Origin of the sequence: Methylovorus glucosotrophus, from assembly GCF_009858335.1 — a bacterium.
GTDB classification, from domain to species: domain Bacteria; phylum Pseudomonadota; class Gammaproteobacteria; order Burkholderiales; family Methylophilaceae; genus Methylovorus; species Methylovorus glucosotrophus.
Window position 1 is genome coordinate 1,843,248 of the sequence record NZ_VMSE01000001.1, and the last position, 23,677, is coordinate 1,866,924.

Consider the following 23,677-nt stretch of genomic DNA (forward strand, 5'->3'; position numbering starts at 1 on the left):
CATTAATGGCAGGAAACCACCTCATGGGTCTTTGGATGCTGGCGCTGGCCGCCGGTGCATTTTGTATAGGCATGACCGAATTTCTGCCCATGGGGCTATTGCCGGATATCGCGCGCGACTTGCAGGTATCCATTCCAGCAGCGGGCAATCTGGTCACTGTATATGCCATGGGTGTGGTCGTAGGCGGCCCGCTGGTAGTGGCGCTCACCATGCGCTGGCCGCGCAAGGCGACATTGATCGGGCTGATGGGCATATTTACCCTGGGCAACGCCCTGTGTGCGCTGGCCCCCAACTATGAATTGCTGGCTTTCGCCCGCATTTTCAGCGCCCTGAGCCATGGTTCATTCTTTGGCATAGGCGCCGTGGTCGCTATTTATCTGGCGCCACCAGGGCAAAGCTCGCGCGCGCTGGCGTTGATGTTCAGCGGCCTGACGCTCGCCAATGTGCTCGGCGTGCCTCTCGGCACGCTGCTGGGCCAGCTCACCAACTGGCGCCTGCCGTTCTGGACCGTGGCCGCTTGCGGTCTGGTTGCCATGGCGGCCGTGTGGCGCTTTATCCCCGACATCACCGCCATGCCGCGCGCGAACATTCGCGATGAAATGAAAGCCTTGCTACACCCACAAACCCTGCTGGCAATGGCGATTACCGCGGTGGGCTTTGCTGGCGTATTCACCATCTTTACCTACATCACGCCCATCCTCGAAGATCAATCCGGCCTCAGTCCGCATGCGGTCAGCCTGGTGCTGGTGTTGCTGGGTATCGCCGCCACCCTGGGGCTCAATATCGGCGGCAAGCTGGCTGACCGCTGGCTGTTGCCAACCATTGCCGGCTCACTGCTTGGCATGGCGCTCCTCAGCCTGCTGTTTGCCTGGAGCATGCAGTTCACGCTGCTGTCTGTGGCCACGGCGTTTATCTGGGGCATGATTGCCTTTGCCGTGGGGCCGGGCTTGCAGACCAATGCCATGCGCCAGGCAGGCGAAGCGCCGCTTATGGCTTCCACCGTTAACCAGAGTGCCTTTAACCTGGGCAATGCCGTCGGCGCATTTCTCGGTGGTGCCGTGATTCATTTTGGCCTGGGCCTGCAAGCGGTGCCTTTGGCCGCCACCGTGGTCGCCATTGCCGGTTGCCTGCTCACGCTGTTCAGCATGCGCCGCGGCTGATCCCGCCTCTTACTCCTCTCTAAGCGCCGCCTGCGGGCGGTGATCCCAAACGCTCAGGCATTGGCGCCCTGCCGTGCCTGAGCGCTGCGTTTTTACAGCATTTTTACACCCCTCTCCCGCTTCATTACGCCATCTTTACATCGGCCTCAGTAAGCTCACGCCATTCACTGGATCAGGCTGATGACTCCGATGGACATTTTCAACACCTTGCTGATTCTGCTGTACCTGCTGACCAGTTATCTGCTGGCCGCGTACTGCATTTACCTGGGAGCAAAACCATGAACTGGCTTTATGTACTGAGCGGCGCACTTGCCTTGCTGCTGCTTGCTTATCTGTTATACGCCTTATGCAAACCGGAGAAATTCTGATGAGTGCGAATGCCTTGCTACAAGTGGCGATCTATCTGGCAGCGCTGTTGCTGCTGACCAAACCCATGGGCCTGTATCTGCATCGCGCCATGGAAGGCCGCGTGCCGCTACTGGGAAAACTGCTGGGCCCGCTGGAGCGCTTGCTGTATCGCATATCCGGGGTAAACCCACAGCAGGAGATGGGCTGGAAATCGTATACCGTCGCCCTGTTGCTGTTCAATGCAATAGGCGTGCTGGCGGTATTTTTGCTGCAACGCTGGCAGGGCAGCCTGCCGCTGAACCCGGCGGGCATGGGCGAGATCAGCCTGGACTCGGCCTTTAACACCGCCGTGAGTTTTGTCACCAATACCAACTGGCAAGGCTATGCCGGTGAAAGCACCATGAGCTACCTGACGCAGATGCTGGCGCTGGCGGTGCAAAACTTCCTCTCCGCCGCTACCGGCATTGCCGTGGTGATCGCGCTGATTCGCGGCTTTGCCCGCCACTCGGTGGCCACCATTGGTAACTTCTGGGTCGACATGACACGCAGCACGCTGTATGTCTTGCTACCGTTGTCCGTCTTGCTCGCGGTGCTGCTGATGGGCCAGGGCGTGATCCAGAATTTCAGCGCCTACCAGCAAGTGAATACGCTGGAAAGCGTCACCTACAGCCAGCCCGTGCTGGATGACCAGGGCCAGCCCAAGCTGGATAGCGATGGCAAGCCAGCGCAGGAAACCATCACCAGCCATACACAGACCCTGGCCATGGGCCCGGTCGCCTCGCAGGAGGCGATCAAGATGCTGGGCACCAATGGCGGTGGCTTTTTCAATGCCAACTCGGCACATCCGTTTGAAAACCCGACACCGTTCAGCAATTTCCTGCAAATGCTGGCGATTTTCCTGATACCCGCCGGGCTCTGTTACGCCTTTGGCCTGATGGTGGGTGACCGCCGCCAGGGCTGGGCGATCTGGACGGCGATGGCGCTGCTGTTCGTAGCCATGACCGCTGTCAGCCTGTGGGCCGAGCAGGATGGCAACCCCATATTGACAACGCTGGGCGTAGACCAGAGCAGCAGCGCGCTGCAATCCGGCGGCAATATGGAAGGCAAGGAAACCCGCTTTGGCATCACCACCTCGGCCCTGTTTGCCACCATCACCACCGCCGCCTCCTGTGGCGCGGTCAATGCCATGCATGACTCACTGACGCCGCTGGGCGGGCTGGTACCGCTATGGCTGATGCAGCTGGGCGAAGTGGTGTTTGGCGGCGTGGGCTCCGGGCTCTACACCATGCTGATTTATGCCGTGATTGCCGTGTTTGTGGCCGGGCTGATGATAGGCCGCACGCCGGAATACCTGGGCAAAAAGATTGAAATCTTTGAAATGAAAATGTCGGCGGTCATCCTGCTGGTCACGCCCATTCTGGTGCTGACAGGCACTGCGATCGCCGTGATGCTGCCCGCCGGACTCGCTGGCATTGCCAACCCCGGCGCGCATGGTTTCACCGAGATCCTGTATGCCGTTTCCTCCGCAGCCAATAACAATGGCAGCGCGTTTGCCGGCCTGTCTGCCAACACGCCGTTTTATAACCTGTTGCTGGCGGTGGCGATGGCGGTGGGACGCTTCGGCATCATCATCCCCATCCTGGCGATTGCCGATGCGCTGGCCGCCAAGAAGCGCATCACCCCCGGCCTCGGCACCCTGCCTACGCATGGCCCGCTGTTCATTGCCCTGCTGATTGGCACGGTGGTGCTGGTGGGCGCCCTGACCTATGTACCCGCGCTGGCGCTGGGGCCGGTCATCGAGCATCTGCAAATGGTGGCTGGCCATTAATGGTTATGCCTTCCTACCCTACTGAGGAGTCTTTACGCATGCATTCCCCCAAAGACCTTTCCATGTTCGATACGCAGCTGATACTGCCTGCCATCGCACTTTCCTTCAAAAAACTGGCACCGCAGGTGCAATGGCGCAACCCGGTCATGTTCGTCGTTTACCTGGGCAGCATGCTCACCACGCTCATGTTCATCCAGGCGCTGGTGCTTGAGTCGCATGGCAGCCATGGCGAAGCCCCGGCGGGCTTTATCCTGGCGATCAGCATCTGGCTGTGGTTTACCGTGCTGTTTGCCAACTTTTCCGAAGCCCTGGCTGAGGGCCGCAGCAAAGCCCAGGCGGCGGCCCTGCGTAGCGCCAAGCAGAATGTGCCCGCCAAAAAACTGGCCAGCGCTTCCCGCCAGGCGGCTATCAGCATCACCGATAGCCAGAGCCTGCGCAAAGGCGACATTGTGCTGGTGGAAGCCGGGGACATGATCCCGGCCGATGGCGAGGTGCTGGAAGGCATTGCCTCGGTGAATGAAGCCGCCATTACGGGTGAATCAGCCCCGGTCATCCGCGAATCCGGCGGCGATTTCAGCGCGGTCACCGGTGGCACCCAGGTGTTGTCGGACTGGCTGGTGGTGCGCATCAGCGTCAATCCGGGCGAAGCTTTTCTGGATCGCATGATCGCCATGGTGGAAGGCGCCAAACGCCAGAAAACCCCCAATGAAATCGCGCTGACCATACTGCTGGTAGCGCTGACCATTGTCTTTCTGCTGGCAACCGTCACCCTGCTGCCGTTCTCCCTCTTCAGCGTGCATGCGGCCGGAGCAGGCGCACCTGCCAGCATTACCGTGCTGGTCGCGCTCGTGGTCTGCCTGATTCCCACCACCATTGCCGGTTTGCTTTCGGCGATTGGCGTAGCGGGCATGAGCCGCATGATGCAGGCCAATGTCATCGCCACCTCGGGCCGCGCGGTCGAGGCCGCTGGTGATGTGGATGTGCTGCTGCTGGACAAGACCGGCACCATCACGCTGGGTAATCGGCAGGCATCCATGTTTCTGCCTGCACCCGGCATCAGCGAGCAACAGCTGGCCGATAGCGCGCAACTAGCCTCGCTGGCCGACGAAACGCCGGAGGGCCGCAGCATCGTCGTGCTGGCAAAAAACCGCTTCGCCCTGCGCGAGCGTGATCTGCAGGGCCTGCAAGCCGAGTTCGTGCCATTCTCGGCACAAACCCGCATGAGCGGCGTCAACCTCGGCGCCAAACAGATTCGCAAAGGGGCCGCCTCGGCGATTCGCAGCTGGGTGGAATCGCAGGGCGGAAAATTTGCCCATGAAGTCAACCAGATGGTAGACGACATCGCCCGCCGTGGCAGCACCCCGCTGGTGGTGGCCGACGACGCCCGCGTGATGGGCGTGGTTGAGCTGAAAGATGTGGTGAAAGGCGGCATCAAGGAGCGCTTTGCCGAGCTGCGCAACATGGGCATCAAAACCGTGATGATCACCGGCGATAACCGCCTCACGGCCGCCGCCATTGCCGCCGAAGCGGGTGTGGATGACTTTCTGGCCGAAGCCACGCCGGAGGCCAAGCTCAAGCTGATACGCGAGCATCAATCGGCGGGCAAGCTGGTGGCGATGACCGGCGACGGCACCAATGATGCTCCCGCGCTGGCGCAGGCCGATGTTGCTGTCGCCATGAACACCGGCACCCAGGCCGCCAAGGAAGCCGGCAATATGGTGGATCTGGACTCCAACCCGACCAAGCTGATTGAGATCGTGGAGATCGGCAAGCAGATGCTGATGACGCGTGGCTCGCTCACTACCTTCAGCATTGCCAACGATATTGCCAAGTATTTCGCCATCATCCCGGCCGCGTTTGCCAGCACTTATCCGCAGCTCAACACGCTGAATGTCATGCACCTCGCCAGCCCGGAGTCGGCCATTCTATCGGCGGTGATTTTCAATGCGCTGGTGATCATGTTTCTGATTCCGCTGGCGCTGAAAGGCGTGCCTTATCGCGCCGCCAGTGCCGCCAGCCTGCTGCGTGGCAATCTGCTGATCTACGGCGTGGGCGGTGTGGTGGTGCCTTTTGTCGGCATCAAGCTGATCGATCTGCTGCTGCAAATGCTCTAGCCCGATGCCAGGCATTACATTTTTAGAGGAAACATCATCATGAAACAGCATTTACGCCCTGCCCTGTTCCTGTTCATCGGCCTCAGCCTGTTGACCGGACTCGTTTATCCGCTGCTGGTCAGCGCCATTGGCCAGACCGCCTTTGCCCGGCAGGCCGCGGGCTCATTGCTCACGCGCGATGGCGAGATTGTCGGCTCGCGCCTGATCGGCCAGCACTTCAGCAGCCCGGAGTATTTCTGGAGCCGCCCCTCGGCCACCGCGCCTTATCCCAATAATGCTGCGGCCTCGTCCGGCTCCAACCTGGGGCCGCTCAACCCGGCGCTGAGTGATGCCGTCAAACAGCGCGTGGCTGACTTGCAGACCAACCCCGCATCGCCATCCGCAGTGCCGGTCGACCTGGTCACCAGTTCCGCCAGCGGGCTGGACCCGGACATCAGCCCGGCCGCCGCCTACTTTCAGGTGGCGCGTATCGCCCAGGCGCGACAGCTCACACCCGAGCAGCTGAATACGCTGGTGACAGCGCATATTCAAGGACGTCAGTTCGGCGTGCTGGGCGAGCCTCGCGTCAATGTACTGGAACTCAATCTGGCGCTGGACGCCTTGCAGCCAAGGCAGCGGGGGAATGAATAATATGGGAGTGCGTGAGACTGATGTGCGTAAACACCCAGCCCCGCGCTGTGTGGCATGCGGCCCTGCTGACGCCACCCCGAAATCGCCTATACTGCGCACATGAGCCATACGCGCCCTGACCCCGATGCGCTGCTGGAAAAACTGCAGCAGGAAGATGCCCGCCAGCAACGCGGCAGGCTCAAGATTTTCTTCGGCAGCTGCGCCGGTGTAGGCAAGACCTTCGCCATGCTGACCGCCGCCCATGCCCGCATGCAGGAAGGCGAGGATGTGCTGGTGGGTGTGATCGAAACCCACGGCCGCCGCGACACCGAATCACGCCTGCAAGGCTTGCCGCAACTGCCGCTCAAAAGCCTGAGCTATCGGGATAAAACCCTGCACGAGTTTGATCTGGATGGCGCACTGGCACGCCGCCCCGGTCTGCTGCTGGTGGATGAGCTGGCGCATTCCAACGCCGAGGGCTCCCGCCACCGCAAACGCTGGCAGGATGTGGAAGAACTTTGCTCGGCGGGCATCGACGTCTACACCACGCTCAATGTGCAGCACCTGGAAAGCCTGAATGATGTGGTGGGCCAGATTACCGGCATCCGGGTATCAGAAACGGTGCCGGACAAGGTGTTTGACCTCGCCGATGAGGTGACGCTGGTCGACCTGCCGCCGGAAGAGCTGCTGCAGCGCCTGCAGGAAGGCAAGGTCTATATGTCGCAGCAGGCCGAGCGTGCGCGGCGCCACTTTTTCCGCAAGGGCAACCTGATCGCCCTGCGCGAGATGGCATTGCGCCGCACCGCAGACCGTGTGGATGCGCAGATGCGCGAATATCGTACTGACCAGAGCATCCAGCACGTCTGGCAAACCCATGAGCGCATATTGGTGGGCCTGGGGCCGGGCCCGGAGGCCGAGCAACTGGTGAGAACCGCCGCCCGTCTTGCCATCAGCATGAAAGCCGAATGGCTGGCCGCCTATGTGGAAACGCCCGCCCTGCAAAAGCTCGGGCACGCCGAGCGTCAGGCCATTCTGGACAACCTGCGGCTTGCGCAAACACTGGGCGCGGCTACCACCGCCACCCTGAGCGGCGATGAGGTCAGCACCGTGCTGCTGGACTATGCGCGCAGCCGCAATGTCTCGCGCCTGGTGGTAGGCAAGCCAAGGCGGCCTTTGCTGATGCGCCTGTTTGTCCCCAGCGTGACCGATCAACTGGCGAAGGAAGCCACCGATATTGACTTGCATGTGGTGGTACGCCAGCCCAAGCCACGGCACAAGCCAGCACCGCAGCACAGCCTGCAAATGGCAGCCAATGCCCATTTATCCGGCCTGAAAAAACGTGGCTACCTGTGGGCGCTGGCCATCAGTGCCGCCACCTCGGTCATCGCGGGCATGCTGCTGCAATACTTCGAGCTATCAAATGTCATCATGCTCTACCTCCTGGGCGTCATGCTGATCTCGATACGCTATGGACGCGGCCCCGGCATCCTGGCGTCGATCCTCAGCGTATCGGCGTTTGATTTCTTTTTTGTGCCGCCCAAGCTGTCGTTTACCGTCTCCGACACGCAATACCTGCTGACCTTTGGCATCATGCTGTCGGTGGCGCTGGTCATCAGCAACCTCACCTCCAGTCTGCGTTATCAGGCCGTGATCGCCAATTACCGCGAACGCCGCAGCCTGGCCTTGTACGAGATTGGCAAGGAGCTAGCCTCCACCATGACCACGCAGCATATTGTCGAGGTCAGCGTGCACCATATCGCCAGCCTGTTTCAGAGCCGCGCTGCCATTCTGCTGCCGGATGCCGATGACAAGCTGCGGGCACCGGAAGCGGATGCCGGGCATGGGCATACCCTGGCCGATGTGGATCTCGGCATCGCGCAATGGACCTTTGATCATCAGGAACACGCTGGTCTGGGCACCAATACCCTGCCCTCCAGCCCGGTGCTGTATGTGCCGCTCAAGGCGCCGATGCGCACCCGCGGCGTGCTGGCCATCGTCCCGGAAAACCAGGCGGCCATCTTTTTGCCGGAACAACGCCAGCTGCTGGATACCTTTGCCGCGCAGATTGCCCTGGCGCTGGAGCGCAAGCATTACGTCGAAGTGGCGCGCGATGCGCTGATTTCCATGGAGTCGGAACGCTTGCGCAATTCGCTGTTGAGTGCAATTTCCCATGACCTGCGCACGCCGCTGACCTCGTTGCTCGGCATCGCCGACCAGCTGCGCCAGGCCCCGGACATGCCCTCTGAGCGGCATGCCCAGCTGGAGACCCTGTACGACCAGGCGTTTCGCATGCAGCAACTGGTGGTGAATCTGCTGGACATGGCACGCCTGCAGGCTGGCAGTGTGCAACTCAACAGCCAGTGGCAGGTATTGGAGGAGGTGCTGGGCAGCGCCCTGCGCGCGATGCAACCAGTCAGCCAGCAGCACCGTATTGAAGTCACGCTACCGCCCGAGCTGCCCCTGCTGCAGTTTGATGCGGTACTGCTGGAACGCGTGTTCTGCAACCTGCTGGACAATGCCTGCAAATACAGTCCGCCGAATACCACCATACGCATTTCTGCCCAGCAGCATCCAGGTGAGGTGTGGGTCACCGTGGCCGATGAAGGCTGGGGCCTGCCAGCCGGGATGGAAACCCAGATATTCCAGAAATTTACCCGCGGCAAAGTCGAGTCGCCGCAACCTGGTGTCGGCCTGGGGCTTTCCATCTGCAAGGCTATCATTCAGGCGCATGGCGGCGCGCTATGGGCAGAAGCGCAACAGCCGCATGGCACACGGTTCATTTTTTCCTTACCATTGGGCGAACCACCCGCACCCCCACTCGCCGAGGAAACACCCGCATGAGCAGCACGGCCACCATCATCCTGATTGAAGATGAAGTCCAGATTCAGCGTTTTGTCCACGCTGCGCTGGAAGATGCCGGTTTCACCGTGCACAGCACGCCCAGCGGCAAACAAGGGGTGATTGATACCGGCACGCGCAAACCGGATGCCATCATTCTCGACCTCGGCTTGCCGGATATGGATGGCATAGACGTCATTCGCCAGATTCGCAGCTGGAGCAATGTGCCAATGATAGTGCTCTCGGCCCGCACGCAGGAGGCGCAGAAAGTCAGCGCACTGGATGCCGGCGCCGATGATTACCTGACCAAGCCGTTTGGTACGGCCGAGTTGCTGGCACGCATACGCGCCCAGTTACGGCGACATTCGCAGGCGGGCAATACGGCACAGGAGAGCGTTTTCACCATGGGAGATATTCGGGTGGACCTGGTGAATCGCCAGGTGCATCGCGGCGATGCGCTGATCAGTCTCACGCCCATCGAGTTCAGGTTATTGGCCACGCTGATCCGCTATGCCGGGCGCGTGGTCACCCAACGCCAGCTCTTGAAGGAAGTCTGGGGCCCCAGCCATATCGAGAGTGGACATTATGTGCGCATCTACATGGGCCATCTGCGCCACAAGCTGGAGGCTGACCCGGCCCAACCGCGCTACCTGCTGACGGAGACCGGTGTGGGCTATCGCCTGCTGGCAGACGCTGACTGAGAGACACACTGGCTCACTTTGGCTAAGCGCTGGCAGATGGGTCAGCGCCTTACTATGGGCATGGGATTCACCTTGCTTCTGGCAGCCATTGCGCCCAGACTCGGGGCTGCATGAAATCGCCAGACTTCCCGCCTTGCACCAAACAGCGGTGAACTTGTCAGCGTTTATGCTTTCCATTTAAACATCAACCACTGAATAAGAACCGCATGCCACCGCTATTTTCCCGCCCATTGTTCCGCACCTTCTGGATTACGCTGCTTCTGCTGCTGATTGCACTTGGCGCCTGCGAGCTGGCGGGCTGGCCGTTTCTGCGGGCGCCGGCACAACAGTTTCTGAGTGAAAAGCTGGAGCGCAGGATTGTCATCACCGCGCCGTTTGAGCTGCATCTCCTCAGCGGGATTTATCTGCGCGCCGGTGGCCTGAATATCTCCGCGCCGGATACTTTCAAGGTGCCGCATTTTGTGGATGTGAAAGAAGCCGAACTGCGGCTGCGCTATCGTGATTTGCTCACGCTCCAACCTGGCGATGCCTATCGCATCAAGAGCCTGCGCGTGGAAGAGATTGACGCCCGCGTGCTGCGCAATCGGGATGGCGTATCCACCTGGCAATTCAAGCAGGATGACCAGGAACCGCCACGGCCCTTCCCCATCTTTGAAAACCTGGTAATTCATAACGGCACGGCAGTCGTGCGCGATGCACTCTCGGAAGCCGATCTGGATCTGCGCTTCAACACGCAGGAAGGCACAGAGCAGACTGCCAGCAAGCCGGCCAGCGCCGCCATGCAATCCAATGTCGATATTGAAGGCAAGCTGCACAAAGAGGCGCTGCGCGGCCATCTGGCTACCAGTGGCTTTTTGCCGATTGCCAGCCTCAAGGAAAGCAACGACACGGTGCGTTCCAAAGGCTGGGTGGAATATGGCGGCCTGCGCGCCGACTTCGATGGGCAGGTGGCCGATGCGCTGGGTGAGCAATCCATCAAGGGCACGCTGACGGTAAAAGGTCCATCGCTGAGCCTGTTTGGCAATCTGGTCAGCACGGTATTGCCCACCACGGCGCCGTTTACCCTGACCACCAGATTGCAAAAGGAAGGTGGCTTGTGGCTGGCCGATGTCACCTCAGCCCATATCGGCAGCAGTGATCTCACGGGCAAATTCAAATATGACTTGCGGCCGACCACACCATTACTCACCGGTGATATTCGCGGCAAGCGCTTTGTGCTGGCTGACCTGGGGCCGGCCTTTGGTACCGCCACTGAAGCAGAAGCTGGCGACAATGCGCCCCGCACCCGCGCCATTCCGGATAAGCCCTTGAACCTGCCCGCGCTGAACAAGATGGATGCCCGCATCAGCATCCTGATGGATTACGTGGACCTGGGCTCGGCTTTCCAGCGGCCGATTGCCCCGCTGAAAGCCACCCTGCAACTGGAAAAAGGCAAGCTGGGCCTGGCCGATATAGACGCCAACACGGCGGATGGCAGCCTGTCCGGCATGATCTCGGTCGACGCCAGCAAACTGAATGGCCTGGAAGCGGATGTGAAGAAGCTACCGCCCGAGGCGATTCCGGTCTGGCGCGCTGAGCTCGCCTGGAAAAACATTGATCTCTACAAATGGCTGAAAATCTCGCAAACCCAGCGCGAAAACGCCAAAAAAGAAAACAAGCCCGAACCACAGCCTTATCTCACCGGCCGCTTAAACGGCAATGCCAAACTGGATGGCAAAGGCCAAACCACCGCCGAGCTGCTGGGTTCGCTGGACGGCAATGTCTTCATGGCCGTGCGCGATGGCTCGGTCTCGCACCTGATCGTGGAGGCACTCGGTCTGGATATTGCCCAGGCGCTGGGCGTGATGATCCAGGGCGACAGCCCAGTGCCCCTGCAATGCGCCGTGATCGACATGCAGGCAACGCACGGCATACTCAGCCCCCGCGTCGGCTTGATGGATACCCCGGTGACCCGGGTATTGACCGATGGCCATATCGACATGGGCAAAGAGCAGCTGGACCTGCGTTTGGTAGCCAAGCCAAAGAACGTATCGCCACTGACCGTGCGCTCGCCCATACATGTACAAGGCAGCTTTTTGCAGCCCGAGGTGTCTATCGAAAAAACTCCGATCGCCCTGCGCGTGATTGGTGGCATTGCCCTGGGGCTGATCAATCCACTGGCAGCCATTCTGCCATTTGTCGACCCGGGCAATGGCAAACAGGCCAGCTGCGCCGAGGTCTTGCAGCAGCTCAAGCAGGAAGCTACGCCAGCTAAAACCCAGCATTAAGCAATGCACACAGACAAGGCGCGGTGAATCCGGCAGCCCATGTCAGCTAGAAAAATCCGTCCAACAAGGCCAGGTTTTATTCGTCTACTCTTTTGCCAGCAGCGGCGATGAGCGCCTGTCCAGTGCCGCGCTATAGACTGCGAGCAGCAACCCCACCAGCGCCATCAGCGCACCGGCATAATGCAGTCCCGGCAAGCCATTACCATAGTCAATCACCAAGCCGCCCAGCCAGGCACCGATCGCATTTCCCAGGTTAAAGGCACCAATATTAAGGGCGGCGGCCAGATTAGGCGCAGCACTTGCCTTTTCAAGCACGCGCATCTGCATGGCGGGAACGGTCGCGAACGACACCACCCCTAGCAATCCGACGGCGATTATGGTCATCACCTGAGATTGCATGGCCCATCCAAACCCCAGCAAGCACAACATCAACAAGGCAATAGTGCCGATTAATGTCGGCATCAGCCGTTGATCAGCGGCTTTACCGCCCGCCCAGTTACCTAGTACCAGCCCCACGCCAAATACCAGCAAAATGGGAGAGACCGCCTGCCCGGGAAACCCTGCCAGGCTGGTAAGAACAGGGGCGATATAGGTAAAAACAACAAACAGGCCGCCAAAGCCGAAGACTGTCATGCCCAGGCCGAGCATCACCTGGCGTTGCCTGAGCACGCGCAACTCATTGGCAAAGCTTGGGGCAGTGCTGTGGCGGGAATCTCGCGGTAATAGCAGGCCTATCGTCATCACGGCCAGCACGCCCACGACCGTGACCAGCGCAAAGGTTGTGCGCCAACCATAGAGCTGTCCCACCCAAGTGCCCAGTGGCACGCCAAGCACATTCGCGAGGGTGAGTCCAGTAAACATCAGGGCAATGGCTGAAGCCTGCTTTTCACGCGGCACCAGACTGGTGGCCACCACGGAGCCTATGCCGAAGAAAGCCCCATGCGCGAAGGAGGTAACGACACGCGCCAATAGCAGACTCCAATATTCTGGTGCCATGGCACAGGCCAGGTTGCCAATGGTAAAAATCACCATCAGCCACAGTAATACGTGTTTGCGTGCCATGTGGCCAGTAACGCCTATCATCAAAGGGGCACCGATCATTACGCCTAGCGCGTAGCCGCTGACCAGATAGCCCGCCTGCGATAACGTTACTCCCATGTCGCGCCCGACCTCAGGCAATAAGCCCATGATCACGAATTCGGTAATGCCTATTCCGAAAGACCCAATAGTGAGGGCATAAATAGCTAAAGGCATGCTGCATCTCCTGCTTAAACTTGATTAGCAGAATGGTGCGTGAAAACCGGGCCGGCCAGTAGACAGGCAAGATGACAATCTGTTATGAATTCATTTCACAAATCACCCTGCCACTAAATGGTTTACTTCATCCATGAATGTTAATCGCTGGAAAGAAATGCTGGTGTTTGCCCAAGTCGTACAGTCGGGCAGTTTTTCTGCCGCCGCGCGCCAACTGGATTTGACGCCCTCAGCTGTCGCCAAACTGATCGCGCGGCTAGAGCAACGTGTCGCTATCCGCCTGCTCAACCGCACGACGCGGCAACTACACCCGACACCAGAGGGTCAGCTGTTTCATGAGAGCTGCTTAAAGCTGCTGGCCGACATGGAAGAAGCCGAGAACCGTATCGCCCCACAAAACGATGCACCCCGCGGCCATCTTCGGGTAAATGCCTCACTCTCATTCGGTCATCATGTGCTGATCCCCGCCTTGCCTGCGTTTTTCAAATGTTACCCAGAAGTCACTATCGACCTCACCCTGACTGATACATTGATCGACTTGCTGGAAGAACGCACCGACATTGCCATCCGCCACGGCGCACTCAAGGATTCCGGGCTGGTAGCGCGCAAGTTGGGAGATAGTCGGCATTTGCTGGTAGCCACCCCGGCTTATCTTGCGCGCCATGGCACGCCGCAAACGCCTTCTGATCTCGTCCGCCATAACTGCCTCGATTTCAACTTTAGTCATAGTCTGAGTGAGTGGCGCTTTCGCCTGCCCGATGGCAGCCAGCAAAGCGTGGCTGTGCGCGGCAACCTCCAGGCCAATAATGGCGAGACGTTGCTACAAATGGCACTGGCAGATATGGGCATTAGCCGCATGAGTTATTTCCATGTGGCCGAAGCCCTGCGTGTCGGCCGCCTGGTTGAAATTCTTGCTGGTTGCCATGTAGCTGACAGCAAACCATTGCATGCCATCTATCACAGCCGTTGCCATATCCCGGCCCGCATCCGCCTGTTTGTCGATTTTTTAGCCGAGCAACTGCACGGCAAGCTGTAAATTACCGTGGCAAACATCGCCGCAACAGGCGCATGCGCGCTGCAACCTGTTAAAATGCGGCATGCCTTATATAACGCTCGACCAAGCCAGCCTGGCTTATGGACATTACCCTCTTCTTGATCACGCCGATTTTCAGCTGGACCCCGGTGAACGTGTCGGCCTGATTGGCCGCAACGGGGCTGGCAAATCCAGCCTGCTGAAAGTCATTGCTGGCGACAGCAAACTGGACGACGGCACCCTGTGGCGCGCGCCCAATGCGCGCGTGGCCTATGTGCCGCAGGAACCAGTACTGGAGCCGACCCACACCGTGTTTGAAGCCGTGGCCGAAGGCCTGGGCGACCTGCAGAAAATTCTGCTGGAATACCACCAGGTATCGCACAGCATGGGCAACCCCGATGCTGACCTTGATCAGCTGATGGCCCGCATGCAAGTCTTGCAGCACGAACTCGATGCCCGTCAGGGCTGGCAGTCGCAGAGCAAGGTAGATGCAGCGCTGAGCCGTCTGGAATTAGACCCCGATGCCTTGATCTCCACCCTCTCCGGCGGCTGGCGCAAGCGCGTGGCCCTGGGCCGCGCCCTGGTCGCGGAGCCGGAAGTGCTGCTGCTGGATGAACCGACCAACCACCTGGATTTTGCCGCGATTGAGTGGCTGGAAGAGCTGTTGCTCGGCTTTCAGGGCAGCGTGTTGTTCATTACCCACGATCGCCGCTTCCTGGATCGGCTGGCGACGCGCATTGTGGAGCTGGACCGCGGCCATCTCACGGATTTTATTGGCAACTACACCCAGTATCTGGTGAAAAAGGAAGAGCTGCTGGCGGTAGAAGCCACGCATGCTGCCAAGTTTGACAAGGTATTGGCGCAGGAAGAAGCCTGGATACGCCAGGGCATCAAGGCGCGCCGTACCCGCAATGAAGGTCGCGTGCGACGTCTGGAACAGCTGCGTCTGGAGCGGGCTGCGCGCCGCGAGCGCCAGGGCAACGTCAAGCTGACGCTGGATAGTGGTGAACGCTCGGGCAAGCTGGTGGCCGAGCTGGAGCATGTGAACAAAGCCTATGGCGACAAGGTGCTGGTCAAGGATTTCAGCACGCGCATTCTGCGGGGCGACCGCATCGGCCTGTTGGGCCCGAATGGCGCGGGTAAATCCACCCTGCTCAAGATGATACTGGGCGAGCTGGAACCCGATAGCGGCACCATACAGCGCGGCACCAATCTCAACGTGGCGTATTTTGACCAGATGCGCGAGCAGCTGGATGAGGAAGCCACGCTGGCCGACACCATCAGCCCCGGCTCCGAATTCGTGCAGATCGGCAATGAGCGCAAGCATGTCATCAGTTATCTGGAAGACTTTCTGTTCCCGCCGCAGCGCTCGCGCTCGCCGGTGAAATCGCACTCCGGTGGCGAGCGCAACCGCCTGTTGCTGGCGCGCCTGTTTGCGCGCCCGGCCAATGTGCTGGTGCTGGACGAACCCACCAACGATCTGGATATCGACACCCTGGAGTTGTTGGAAAACCTGCTGCAGGAGTTTGAAGGCACGCTGTTTCTGGTCAGCCACGATAGAGCCTTCCTGGAAAACACTGTCACCCAGGTGATTGCGTTTGAAGGCCATGGCGTACTGGATGAGTTTGGCGGCGGCTATGACGACTGGTATCGCTACAAGCAACAGCAGGCAGCCAACCTGGCTGCCGAGAAAACCCGGGCTGCCAGCGCACCAGCCGCTGCAAAACCTGCCGCGGCCAAACCGGCGGCCAATCGCCTGAGCTTCAAGGAAAACCGCGAACTGGAAGAGCTGCCCGGCCGTATTGAGCAGCTGGAACAGGAACAGGCCGAGATCAATGTATCGCTCGCCAGCCCGGACCTTTACCGCGAAAACCCCGAGCAGGTCAAAACCCTGCAAGCGCGGCTGGATGAGCTGGCTTCAGCCATCGATGCCGCCATGCAGCGCTGGGAAGAGCTGGAAAGCAAGCGTTAAACTCCGCTCCATTTGCAGGCAATAAAAAAGCACACGTGGAAATGCGTGTGCTTTTTTTATTGGCAGTCCCTCACGCCTGCCAGTACGGAACACCCGATCAGAAATTGTAGATCAGAGTGGCACGCGCCGCCGTAGGCGAACCCGGCGTGATGTTGTTATTGTTGTGGGCGTACAGGTAATACTCCTTGTTCAGGATATTCTCGATATTGACCTGCAGGCGCAGGTTTTTATCGAGTTTGGCGTAAACCGCGCCGTCAAAGCGCGTGTAGCCCGGCAGCTGCACGGTGTTGTCAAACGAGGTGTACATCTCGCTACGGCTTATCGCCCCCAGCGCGACACCCCAAGTTTCATTGATGTCGTAGCGGTTCCATAGGGAGAAGGTATTGCGCGGCGTATTGGGTGCGCTGGCACCATTGGCGCCGACGCTAGTGGTGTCGACCAGCTCGGCTTTTTGCAGGGTATAGGCGCCAATCACATTCCACTTGTCGGTGATACGGCCCAGGGCACTCAGTTCAAAGCCCTTGGTGTCCTGACCATCGACCAGCGCTGACGTAGTTGCACTGGTCGAAACTGCGACATTGGTGCGCTCCAGCTTGAAAATGGCCGCATTGATCTCCAGCCCCGGTTTTACTTCCCACTTGGCACCGACTTCGGTGTTCTTGAATTTTTCCGGGTCAAAGGTGCTGGTCACCACTGTCAGCGAGGTCAGCTGGTCGCCTGCGCGTGGCACATAGGACTGGCTGTAACTGGCATACAGAGACACAGGCTCAACAGGCTTGTAGATCAGGCCCGCACGCGGCGAGAAAAGATCGTCGTCGGATTTGATTTTCTGACCGGAAATCTGATTTTTGAAATCGACATCGAATTTATCCAGACGCGCGCCCACAATCACTTGCCACTGCGGGTTCAGGATAATCTGATCCTGCAGGTAAAACGCGGCCACATCCACCTGGCTGCGGTTGCGAGTTTGCAGGTTGGTAAAGCTAATCGGGCCATTGAATACAGGATTCTGCGCCGACTGCGTCGTGGTCAGTGTGCCGGTGGAGTTGGGTCTGTAGCGGACGTTATCGGTGTCCTGCCGGCCAAGCTCCATGCCGACCAACAGCTTGTGGGTGACCGCACCCTGCTTGAGGGTATAGAGCAAGTCGGTCTGGTTGAACAGATTTTCGCGCTGGGTATCATCGCGATAGGCGGCGACGGTGTAGTTGCCGCTGGCATCCACGGCGCTGTTGGCAAACACGTTCTGGTAATACTTGTCGAAGTCGGAATAGCGCGTGCGGTTTCTCAGTAACACGCCGTTGTCAAAGCTGTGTTCGACCAGTGCGCTGTAGTTCTGGGCTTCAATTTCCGTGGGGCTCTTGGCGGCATTGCCGAAGAAAGTCGACTCGTTGGTGGCAAATGGCCGGCCATTTTGTGAAGGAATGCCCCGGTCTGCCGTGCGGTGGTCGGTGAAATACTCCGCGCTGAGCACGACTTTGGTTTTCTCAGTTGGGAACAGCGTCACGGTCGGGTTGATGCCGTAACGGCGCAATGACACGCCATCGCGGTAGCTATCGGCATTTTCTACCATCGCATTCAGGCGGAAAGCCGCCGCTTCATTGATGGCCTGCCCGATATCAATGCTGCCTCGACGCTGGTCATACGAACCCGCTTGCAGCGAAATCTCGCGCACGGGATCCCAGCCCGCCTCCTTGCTGACGCGATTGACCACACCACCGGCGCCGCCACGCCCAAAGATCATGCCATTGGCGCCGCGCAATACTTCCACGCTTTCAATGTTATAAAAATCCCGGTAGTACTGAACATCATCCCTGACGCCATCGAGGAAAAAGTCACCCGTACTGGCATTGCCGCGAAACACGACGGTATCGCGATTGCCCTCACCCTGCGCCATGCCCACTCCCGGGGTGTAGCGTATGGCATCTTCCATGCTGCGGATGGCCTGATCCTTGATTTGCGACTGGCTGACCACGGTCACGGCCTGCGGTACGTCTTTCAGCGGCGTATTGGTTTTGGTGGCCGTGGTGCTGGACTTGGTGACATAGCCATCGGTCTTGGCGGGTTCGGTCACTTTATTGGACGTGACCTCCACCTGGGGCAGTGTCGTGGTGGCTTCTTCTGCATAGGCAATGGCAGGCAATGCCGCCAGCATCAGACAGAGGGTTTTAACGGGAAAGCAAGGAGTCGCGTGAGGATGCATATGGGGAAATCTTTACCTATTGTGATATTGATAATTGTTTACAATTGTAAATTGTAGTAAAGATTTTCCCCCGCTGGCAATCGCTGAATGGATTGCATCGCATTTCTTGCACATGAATAAGTGGCCTTGAACGCAGGCATAAAAAAAGCACACGCCCAAAGGTTGTGTGCATTTTCAGTCAGGCTGCGATACAGCCTGCAACGGTCAAGGTGCGCTACAACATGCCAAGCGCAGCCCAGATAGTGGCCACCAGAGAAGCGCTAATCAGGCCTGCCATGACCAGGCGTGATTGACGCATTTTGGTCCACAGCAATACGCCGGTAATCGAAAGCACGATCATGGCACCTGCGATGGTATCTGCCAGCAACACCCAGGCTACATTGGCCCCCACGCCTTTGTGCATGTTCATGATGTATGCCCAGGCATTGGCATCTTCGCGATGAATGGTCGCAAACTGATTTCCGGCAATATACTCGGCGCGAATACGCATTTGCGGCATGCGAAACTCCACTTCCCATTTCGCAGGTTGCGACATGTCGCGCCCCATGAAGCGAGCGTCATGCTCGCCTTTTTCGCGCATCACCGACCCTTGCGCGCCCTTGTCCTTATCCCCTTTACGTGGCTTGCGCTCCAATGGATCATGTTGAATGTCCAGCGCCTGCTGCACAAACGCGGTAAACGCTTTCGCATTTTGCGGATAAGGCTGCGGCACGCTGAGCTGGATTTCACTTTCTTCCATCTGCGCGGCCGGAATCTTCATGACGGCACGATGATTGAGCAAGAAACCCGTGAGTCCAAACAAGAGCCCCAATACGGCGCCCCAGAGGCCAAGCCAGCCATGGATTTTTCTTAACAGGCGGAGGGTACGGCCGCGTTGTGCGTTTTGTTGTGCGAGTGTTTTTTGCATGGGAAAAATATCAACGAAAAAAGAGGTGCATAAACTAACGTGCCCGGCTGCTATCGGGAAGAGGCAGCCAGACGCAGGCGTGGACATTTACATTTTTTTGCGCAGGAGCATGCCTTTAATGAGATTGGTGCGCTGAATGCGGGACATCAGCAGCACTGCAGCCACATGCACAAGCACTAGGACCTGCAGGCAAGAGGACAAATAGCCATGCCATACAACCGGCCAATCCTCACCCCAAAATGCATCGGTACGGCTTACCCAGCCTGTCAGGGCCAGCATGGCGAGCAATAGCCACATCAGATAGACCGCCCATTGCCCGAGGGGATTATGCCCCACATGATGCTCCGCCCGCCGATGCATGATGGATTGGATATGCATACTCAGCTGCCTGCCACCCGGCCAATAAAAGCGTGCCATCTGGACGGAAGTCAACAGGCCATACATCACCCTGGCAACCACCATAACCACCGCGGCATAGCCCAAATTGCGATGCCACTCACCGGTTTCATTAAACCAGTTCACCACGACGATAGCCGCCACCAGCCAGTGGGTCAGCCTCACGAACCAAGGCCAGACAGCCCCGTCACGCAAGCTTAACGCTCCACTTCCGCTTTAATGATGACGAAGGTTTTCATGTCGAAATAAATCTCGACCTTTTTGCCTTCCTTGTTCCAGCCGTAGATTTCGTAGCAATTGCCGTCAATCTTGAATTTCTTGATCTTGTAGCCTTCATCCGCCAATGCTTGTTTCAAGGTATCTTCAGATGCCCACTCCTCTTTGGGGTAAGCAGGACAATTGGCCGCCGCCCACGCATGCATGGTCGACAACAGCAGAAGAGCACCCAGGCTCCATGTACGTAATTTCATCAAATATTCACTCCTCAGGTATCGGCCCACATCCGGATCAGATTGTGATAATTGCCGGTTAATCGTATAACGGCCGCGTTATCCCCCACCTGTTCACGCAGGGTCGCAATCGCGGCATCCATATCAAACAGCAGTGTGCGCTGGGCATCTTCACGGATCATGCTTTGTATCCAGAAAAAACTCGCCAGACGCGCGCCCTGGGTAACAGGCCGCACATGATGCAAACTGGTGCCGGGATACAGCACCATATCGCCCGCTGGCAGCTTGACCATCTGGTGACCATAGGTATCTTCAATCACCAGTTCCCCACCCTCGTAACTCTCCGGGTCGGCAATAAACAAGGTGCAGGAAATATCGGTACGCACGTGCATGCCAGAGATGGCGTGGGTTCTCACGGAGTTATCGATATGCGCACCAAAATCCATACCTTCGCGGTATTGATTGAACAATGGCGGATAGATTTTCTTGGGTAATGCTGCAGAGAAAAACAAGGCATTGCGACTAAGCGCCTTGAGCACGATCTGCCGCGCCTGCTCCGCTTCGGCGGAGGTTTCCGGTAGCTGGATATTGCGTTTGACCTGCTCAGACTGGGTGCCAGCGGTGACTTTGCCGTCAGTCCATGTGGCCGCTGAGAGAATCTGACGCATATGCGCGAGCTCTTCAGCATTGAGGACCCGGGGAATATGTAACAGCATCTTGAAAACCTATTCTGTAAATGCAGCAAAGCCGGAAATTATCCGGCTTTGCTGGGAACGAACAAGAGACTAGAACTTCAACTCTGTCGTCAGGATTGCCTGTCTGCGATTACCAGGGACGGAGAAGCCACCGTTATCGTAAATGGCATCATAATACTCTTTGTCGAACAAGTTCTTCACATTCAAACGCACTGCCCATTTGGGTTGCTCGTAGGCCACCATGGCATCCCAGCGAGTATAGCCGGGCAGCTTGTTTGGCGTAAATTCACCATTTGGGAAAATTGCACTTGCATTGGTCGTGGATGGGTTATAACCATAACGTTCGCCTTTTGCTTCGAAGCCACCGCCGACTTTCCAATTCTCCGCAAATGTATACGTCGTCCACATATTGAACGTGACGGGTGGAGTATTGCGTGCCCGTTGACCTTTGAATCGCGGATCCGCAGAAGTGATTACCCCCGTATTCGCGTTGACGTTTTCTGCCACCTCCAGAATTTTGGCATCCATAAAGGCAAGGCCGCTGAAGACTTCCCAATTGTCCGTGACCCGGCCAGCCACTTCAAACTCAATACCATCGGTACGACGCTTCTTGGTAAGGACAGAAGCCGTGGACTCCAGATCAGTACTGCGCTCCCAGTCCTTGGTCGTGCGATAGATTGCTGTACGGAAGGATAAATCACCATCAAGGAATAGCCACTTGCCGCCCAGTTCGGCCGTCTTGCTTCTTTCAGGCGGAAGAGGAGTCACCGTCAATTGATACAAATCCGCTGTTGGGCTGAATGAGTCGCTCCAACTAAGATAATAGTGGGTTGCATCATTCTGATGCCATGAGAGTCCTGTACGGTAGCTGTTTTCCCCGTAGCTCAGGCTAGGTGAAGTCGCGCTAGAGTAATCGGCGCGCATCTCATCGCGCCGCACACCGAGTAACACCTCCCATTTGGGAATGAATTCGATGCTATCTTGCACATACAATGCATAGTTATCAGCCTTGAATTTAGTTGCTGCACCTGTTACCTGGCTGCTGGTGTAATAAGGATTAGCGGTTGTACCGAGGTTACGCAAGGCTTGGCGATATGAGTCTTCCTTCAAATATTCGATACCGGTCAAAAATTGGTGCTTCATGCCAGCGAGATTAAACTTGGTAATGAAGTCAGACTGTAAGGTCAATGTCTCGTAGTCCATTTTTCGTGTGACATTACCGCCAACGCCAAGAGTATCCGTAGGCAAGAGAGTCGCACTTGGGGTTTTTGCCCAATATGCACGTTCATAATCCGCATGGCGCAATTGGGTACGAATTTGCGTATCGTCATTGAACTTATGCGTGAAAATCGCAGTACTGATGCGGGTATCACTATTATCGAAGTTCTTGTTACCGCCATAGAAAGTGCTATCGTTGATGGTGCCACCAGCCACGGCTCGATTAATAGGGCGACCATTCACGAAATTGATCCCATAATCAGGCACATCGCGCGTCTGTGTATATACATGGTTCAAGAACAACTCATTATCAGTACCAATCCCGGCACCAAAGCTTACTGCAATACCTTCACGATCTAATGAAGGTCTATCCCCATTTGCAGGATTTTTGCGGTACGTCTCTTCGTAGCGATCCATGACATTTACACGAATCGCCGCTGTCTCGGTCAACTGCTTGTTGAAGTCGCCAGTGAACTGACGGTAATCGTAAGTCCCCAGACTTCCTGTAATACGGTTTTCATCCTCAAGCTTGGCCATTTTGGTGACTTGGTTGATCACGCCACCCGCCTGGCCACGACCAAACAGCATCGCTGCGGACCCACGCAATACATCCACTTGCTCAAGATTGAATGTTTCACGATTGTATTGTGCAGTATCGCGGATTCCATCAAGGTAAATATCCCCGAAAGTATAAAAACCACGCAACATCATGTTATCACCAGCTCTACCACCTTCCGCAGCATTGAAAGTCAAGCCAGAAACGTTGCGTAACGCCTCACGGAGAGAACCAACCTGTTGCTCATCCATCAACTTGCGAGTTACGGAAGTTACCGCCTGCGGTACATCCTGAGGATCCTGCAGCATCTTGCCCACGCGAGTCTTGGTTGCCTGATAGCCATCTTTTTCTTTCTTATCGGCGGTATCACTCACCTTAACGACAGGCAACTCTTGTGCGGTTTCGCTGGCTGCTGTCTGTGCAGCAGCGGTTGTCTCGGCAGCAAACGCAGGTGTTGCCATCAGCAAGGAAGCCATCATGGCGCCCACTGGGAAAACCCGGGAAGCGGAACAAATAGATATTGAAGTCTTTCCAGCATTCGGAGTCAGGCTGGAAAGGATTGACCCTTTTGATAGAACCATAGCGTATTCCTTTTAAAAGTTATTGATGTTTGATTGAAAGTGGCTGGCTTTAAGCATGGCTATTGGCTTGCGATTATGTTAATGATAACGATTACCATTCGTTAAATAAAGTAAAGAGTTGGGACTTGTTGCAGAAACACAACACAAAACATGTCTAATCCGTGAAGCCCGTCACATATCAAAACAACAGCTTGCGATGTCTCCGTGGCCTAAAAGCCACATAACAGCTGTCCTTTTCTGTCCTACAAGGACATAGGATAGAAGCCGATAGCCACTACACTGGCTTATGCTTATGATGACTGGCACCAACACTTACAAAAAAGGGGAAATAAATTGAGCAGCATCATCGGAATTCTGATTTTGATCGCCGACATTTTTGCCATTATCAAAATTGCGCAAAGTTCAGCGGATACTGTCGCCAAGCTGTTGTGGATACTGGGTGTGCTGGTATTCCCGGTCTTGGGTCTGATTGTCTGGTATCTGGCCGGGCCAGGCGGCAAAAAGGTGTAAGCGGATTTGCATGCATAAAAAAGCCGGGGAAAATTTCCCGG

Annotated in this window: 18 protein-coding genes; 11 read left to right on the forward strand and 7 right to left on the reverse strand. The window is 57.3% G+C overall.

Annotated elements, in window-relative coordinates:
• Positions 1-23: 23 nt before the first annotated feature.
• The 8 genes from FNL37_RS08560 (at position 24) to FNL37_RS08595 (ending at position 11,865) form a co-directional block, all read left to right on the forward strand.
• A complete protein-coding gene (locus FNL37_RS08560) occupies positions 24-1,160 on the forward strand; it encodes an MFS transporter (protein ID WP_159355825.1) in 1,137 nt (378 codons plus the stop codon).
• A 278-nt stretch (positions 1,161-1,438) separates the two neighbouring features.
• Positions 1,439-1,528: a K(+)-transporting ATPase subunit F gene (kdpF, locus tag FNL37_RS14140; protein ID WP_041362091.1), complete on the forward strand. Its 90-nt coding sequence runs from the start codon at positions 1,439-1,441 to the stop codon at positions 1,526-1,528.
• The gene (kdpA, locus tag FNL37_RS08570; protein ID WP_159355826.1) at positions 1,528-3,336 is read left to right on the forward strand and encodes a potassium-transporting ATPase subunit KdpA; all 1,809 of its coding nucleotides are present in this window, start codon (positions 1,528-1,530) and stop codon (positions 3,334-3,336) included. The genes kdpF and kdpA overlap by 1 nt, the downstream gene beginning before the upstream one ends.
• A 38-nt stretch (positions 3,337-3,374) precedes the next feature.
• On the forward strand, positions 3,375-5,450 hold the full coding sequence (gene kdpB, locus FNL37_RS08575) for a potassium-transporting ATPase subunit KdpB (RefSeq protein ID WP_159355827.1): 2,076 nt from the start codon (positions 3,375-3,377) through the stop codon (positions 5,448-5,450).
• A 39-nt stretch (positions 5,451-5,489) separates the two neighbouring features.
• Positions 5,490-6,080 (forward strand): potassium-transporting ATPase subunit KdpC, encoded by a 591-nt coding sequence (kdpC, locus tag FNL37_RS08580; RefSeq protein WP_159355828.1) that lies wholly within the window; start codon positions 5,490-5,492, stop codon positions 6,078-6,080.
• 99 nt (positions 6,081-6,179) lie between these two features.
• Positions 6,180-8,900 carry a sensor histidine kinase gene (locus FNL37_RS08585; RefSeq protein ID WP_159355829.1) on the forward strand — a complete coding sequence of 907 codons (2,721 nt, stop codon included), beginning with the start codon at positions 6,180-6,182 and terminating at the stop codon, positions 8,898-8,900.
• Positions 8,897-9,598: a response regulator gene (locus FNL37_RS08590; RefSeq protein ID WP_159355830.1), complete on the forward strand. Its 702-nt coding sequence runs from the start codon at positions 8,897-8,899 to the stop codon at positions 9,596-9,598. The genes FNL37_RS08585 and FNL37_RS08590 overlap by 4 nt, the downstream gene beginning before the upstream one ends.
• A gap of 206 nt (positions 9,599-9,804) precedes the next feature.
• Positions 9,805-11,865: an AsmA family protein gene (locus FNL37_RS08595; RefSeq protein ID WP_159355831.1), complete on the forward strand. Its 2,061-nt coding sequence runs from the start codon at positions 9,805-9,807 to the stop codon at positions 11,863-11,865.
• Between the two features lie 84 nt (positions 11,866-11,949).
• On the opposite strand, the gene FNL37_RS08600 is transcribed toward FNL37_RS08595, so the two are convergent.
• Positions 11,950-13,119 carry an MFS transporter gene (locus FNL37_RS08600; RefSeq protein ID WP_159355832.1) on the reverse strand — a complete coding sequence of 390 codons (1,170 nt, stop codon included), beginning with the start codon at positions 13,117-13,119 and terminating at the stop codon, positions 11,950-11,952.
• Between the two features lie 133 nt (positions 13,120-13,252).
• Between FNL37_RS08600 and FNL37_RS08605 the strand changes: the two genes are divergently transcribed.
• The gene (locus tag FNL37_RS08605; protein WP_159355833.1) at positions 13,253-14,155 is read left to right on the forward strand and encodes a LysR family transcriptional regulator; all 903 of its coding nucleotides are present in this window, start codon (positions 13,253-13,255) and stop codon (positions 14,153-14,155) included.
• A 61-nt stretch (positions 14,156-14,216) separates the two neighbouring features.
• The gene (locus tag FNL37_RS08610; RefSeq protein WP_159355834.1) at positions 14,217-16,124 is read left to right on the forward strand and encodes an ATP-binding cassette domain-containing protein; all 1,908 of its coding nucleotides are present in this window, start codon (positions 14,217-14,219) and stop codon (positions 16,122-16,124) included.
• Positions 16,125-16,221: 97 nt separating this feature from the next.
• On the opposite strand, the gene FNL37_RS08615 is transcribed toward FNL37_RS08610, so the two are convergent.
• From FNL37_RS08615 to FNL37_RS08640, 6 genes are all read right to left on the reverse strand, one after another.
• Positions 16,222-18,324 (reverse strand): TonB-dependent receptor, encoded by a 2,103-nt coding sequence (locus FNL37_RS08615; RefSeq protein WP_159355835.1) that lies wholly within the window; start codon positions 18,322-18,324, stop codon positions 16,222-16,224.
• Between the two features lie 214 nt (positions 18,325-18,538).
• Positions 18,539-19,231, reverse strand: a complete 693-nt coding sequence (locus FNL37_RS08620) for a PepSY-associated TM helix domain-containing protein (RefSeq protein ID WP_159355836.1) — start codon at positions 19,229-19,231, stop codon at positions 18,539-18,541.
• Between the two features lie 87 nt (positions 19,232-19,318).
• The gene (locus FNL37_RS08625; RefSeq protein ID WP_159355837.1) at positions 19,319-19,822 is read right to left on the reverse strand and encodes a cytochrome b/b6 domain-containing protein; all 504 of its coding nucleotides are present in this window, start codon (positions 19,820-19,822) and stop codon (positions 19,319-19,321) included.
• A 2-nt stretch (positions 19,823-19,824) separates the two neighbouring features.
• On the reverse strand, positions 19,825-20,097 hold the full coding sequence (locus FNL37_RS08630) for a PepSY domain-containing protein (protein WP_159355838.1): 273 nt from the start codon (positions 20,095-20,097) through the stop codon (positions 19,825-19,827).
• A 14-nt stretch (positions 20,098-20,111) separates the two neighbouring features.
• The gene (locus tag FNL37_RS08635; protein WP_159355839.1) at positions 20,112-20,792 is read right to left on the reverse strand and encodes a Fe2+-dependent dioxygenase; all 681 of its coding nucleotides are present in this window, start codon (positions 20,790-20,792) and stop codon (positions 20,112-20,114) included.
• A 69-nt stretch (positions 20,793-20,861) separates the two neighbouring features.
• The gene (locus FNL37_RS08640) at positions 20,862-23,006 is read right to left on the reverse strand and encodes a TonB-dependent receptor (RefSeq protein WP_425325805.1); all 2,145 of its coding nucleotides are present in this window, start codon (positions 23,004-23,006) and stop codon (positions 20,862-20,864) included.
• Between the two features lie 453 nt (positions 23,007-23,459).
• Between FNL37_RS08640 and FNL37_RS08645 the strand changes: the two genes are divergently transcribed.
• Complete coding sequence (locus FNL37_RS08645) at positions 23,460-23,636, forward strand: PLD nuclease N-terminal domain-containing protein (RefSeq protein WP_083801081.1); 177 nt, start codon at positions 23,460-23,462, stop codon at positions 23,634-23,636.
• Positions 23,637-23,677 lie beyond the last annotated feature (41 nt).

Excerpts from the sequence above, each read along its gene's own strand:
- FNL37_RS08560 (WP_159355825.1), top strand. The coding sequence starts at position 24 with ATGGGTCTTTGGATGCTGGCGCTGGCCGCCGGTGCATTTTGTATAGGC.
- kdpF (WP_041362091.1), top strand. The coding sequence starts at position 1,439 with ATGAACTGGCTTTATGTACTGAGCGGCGCACTTGCCTTGCTGCTGCTT.
- kdpA (WP_159355826.1), top strand. The coding sequence starts at position 1,528 with ATGAGTGCGAATGCCTTGCTACAAGTGGCGATCTATCTGGCAGCGCTG.
- kdpB (WP_159355827.1), top strand. The coding sequence starts at position 3,375 with ATGCATTCCCCCAAAGACCTTTCCATGTTCGATACGCAGCTGATACTG.
- kdpC (WP_159355828.1), top strand. The coding sequence starts at position 5,490 with ATGAAACAGCATTTACGCCCTGCCCTGTTCCTGTTCATCGGCCTCAGC.
- FNL37_RS08585 (WP_159355829.1), top strand. The coding sequence starts at position 6,180 with ATGAGCCATACGCGCCCTGACCCCGATGCGCTGCTGGAAAAACTGCAG.
- FNL37_RS08590 (WP_159355830.1), top strand. The coding sequence starts at position 8,897 with ATGAGCAGCACGGCCACCATCATCCTGATTGAAGATGAAGTCCAGATT.
- FNL37_RS08595 (WP_159355831.1), top strand. The coding sequence starts at position 9,805 with ATGCCACCGCTATTTTCCCGCCCATTGTTCCGCACCTTCTGGATTACG.
- FNL37_RS08600 (WP_159355832.1), bottom strand. The coding sequence starts at position 13,119 with ATGCCTTTAGCTATTTATGCCCTCACTATTGGGTCTTTCGGAATAGGC.
- FNL37_RS08605 (WP_159355833.1), top strand. The coding sequence starts at position 13,253 with ATGAATGTTAATCGCTGGAAAGAAATGCTGGTGTTTGCCCAAGTCGTA.
- FNL37_RS08610 (WP_159355834.1), top strand. The coding sequence starts at position 14,217 with ATGCCTTATATAACGCTCGACCAAGCCAGCCTGGCTTATGGACATTAC.
- FNL37_RS08615 (WP_159355835.1), bottom strand. The coding sequence starts at position 18,324 with ATGCATCCTCACGCGACTCCTTGCTTTCCCGTTAAAACCCTCTGTCTG.
- FNL37_RS08620 (WP_159355836.1), bottom strand. The coding sequence starts at position 19,231 with ATGCAAAAAACACTCGCACAACAAAACGCACAACGCGGCCGTACCCTC.
- FNL37_RS08630 (WP_159355838.1), bottom strand. The coding sequence starts at position 20,097 with ATGAAATTACGTACATGGAGCCTGGGTGCTCTTCTGCTGTTGTCGACC.
- FNL37_RS08635 (WP_159355839.1), bottom strand. The coding sequence starts at position 20,792 with ATGCTGTTACATATTCCCCGGGTCCTCAATGCTGAAGAGCTCGCGCAT.
- FNL37_RS08640 (WP_425325805.1), bottom strand. The coding sequence starts at position 23,006 with ATGGCAACACCTGCGTTTGCTGCCGAGACAACCGCTGCTGCACAGACA.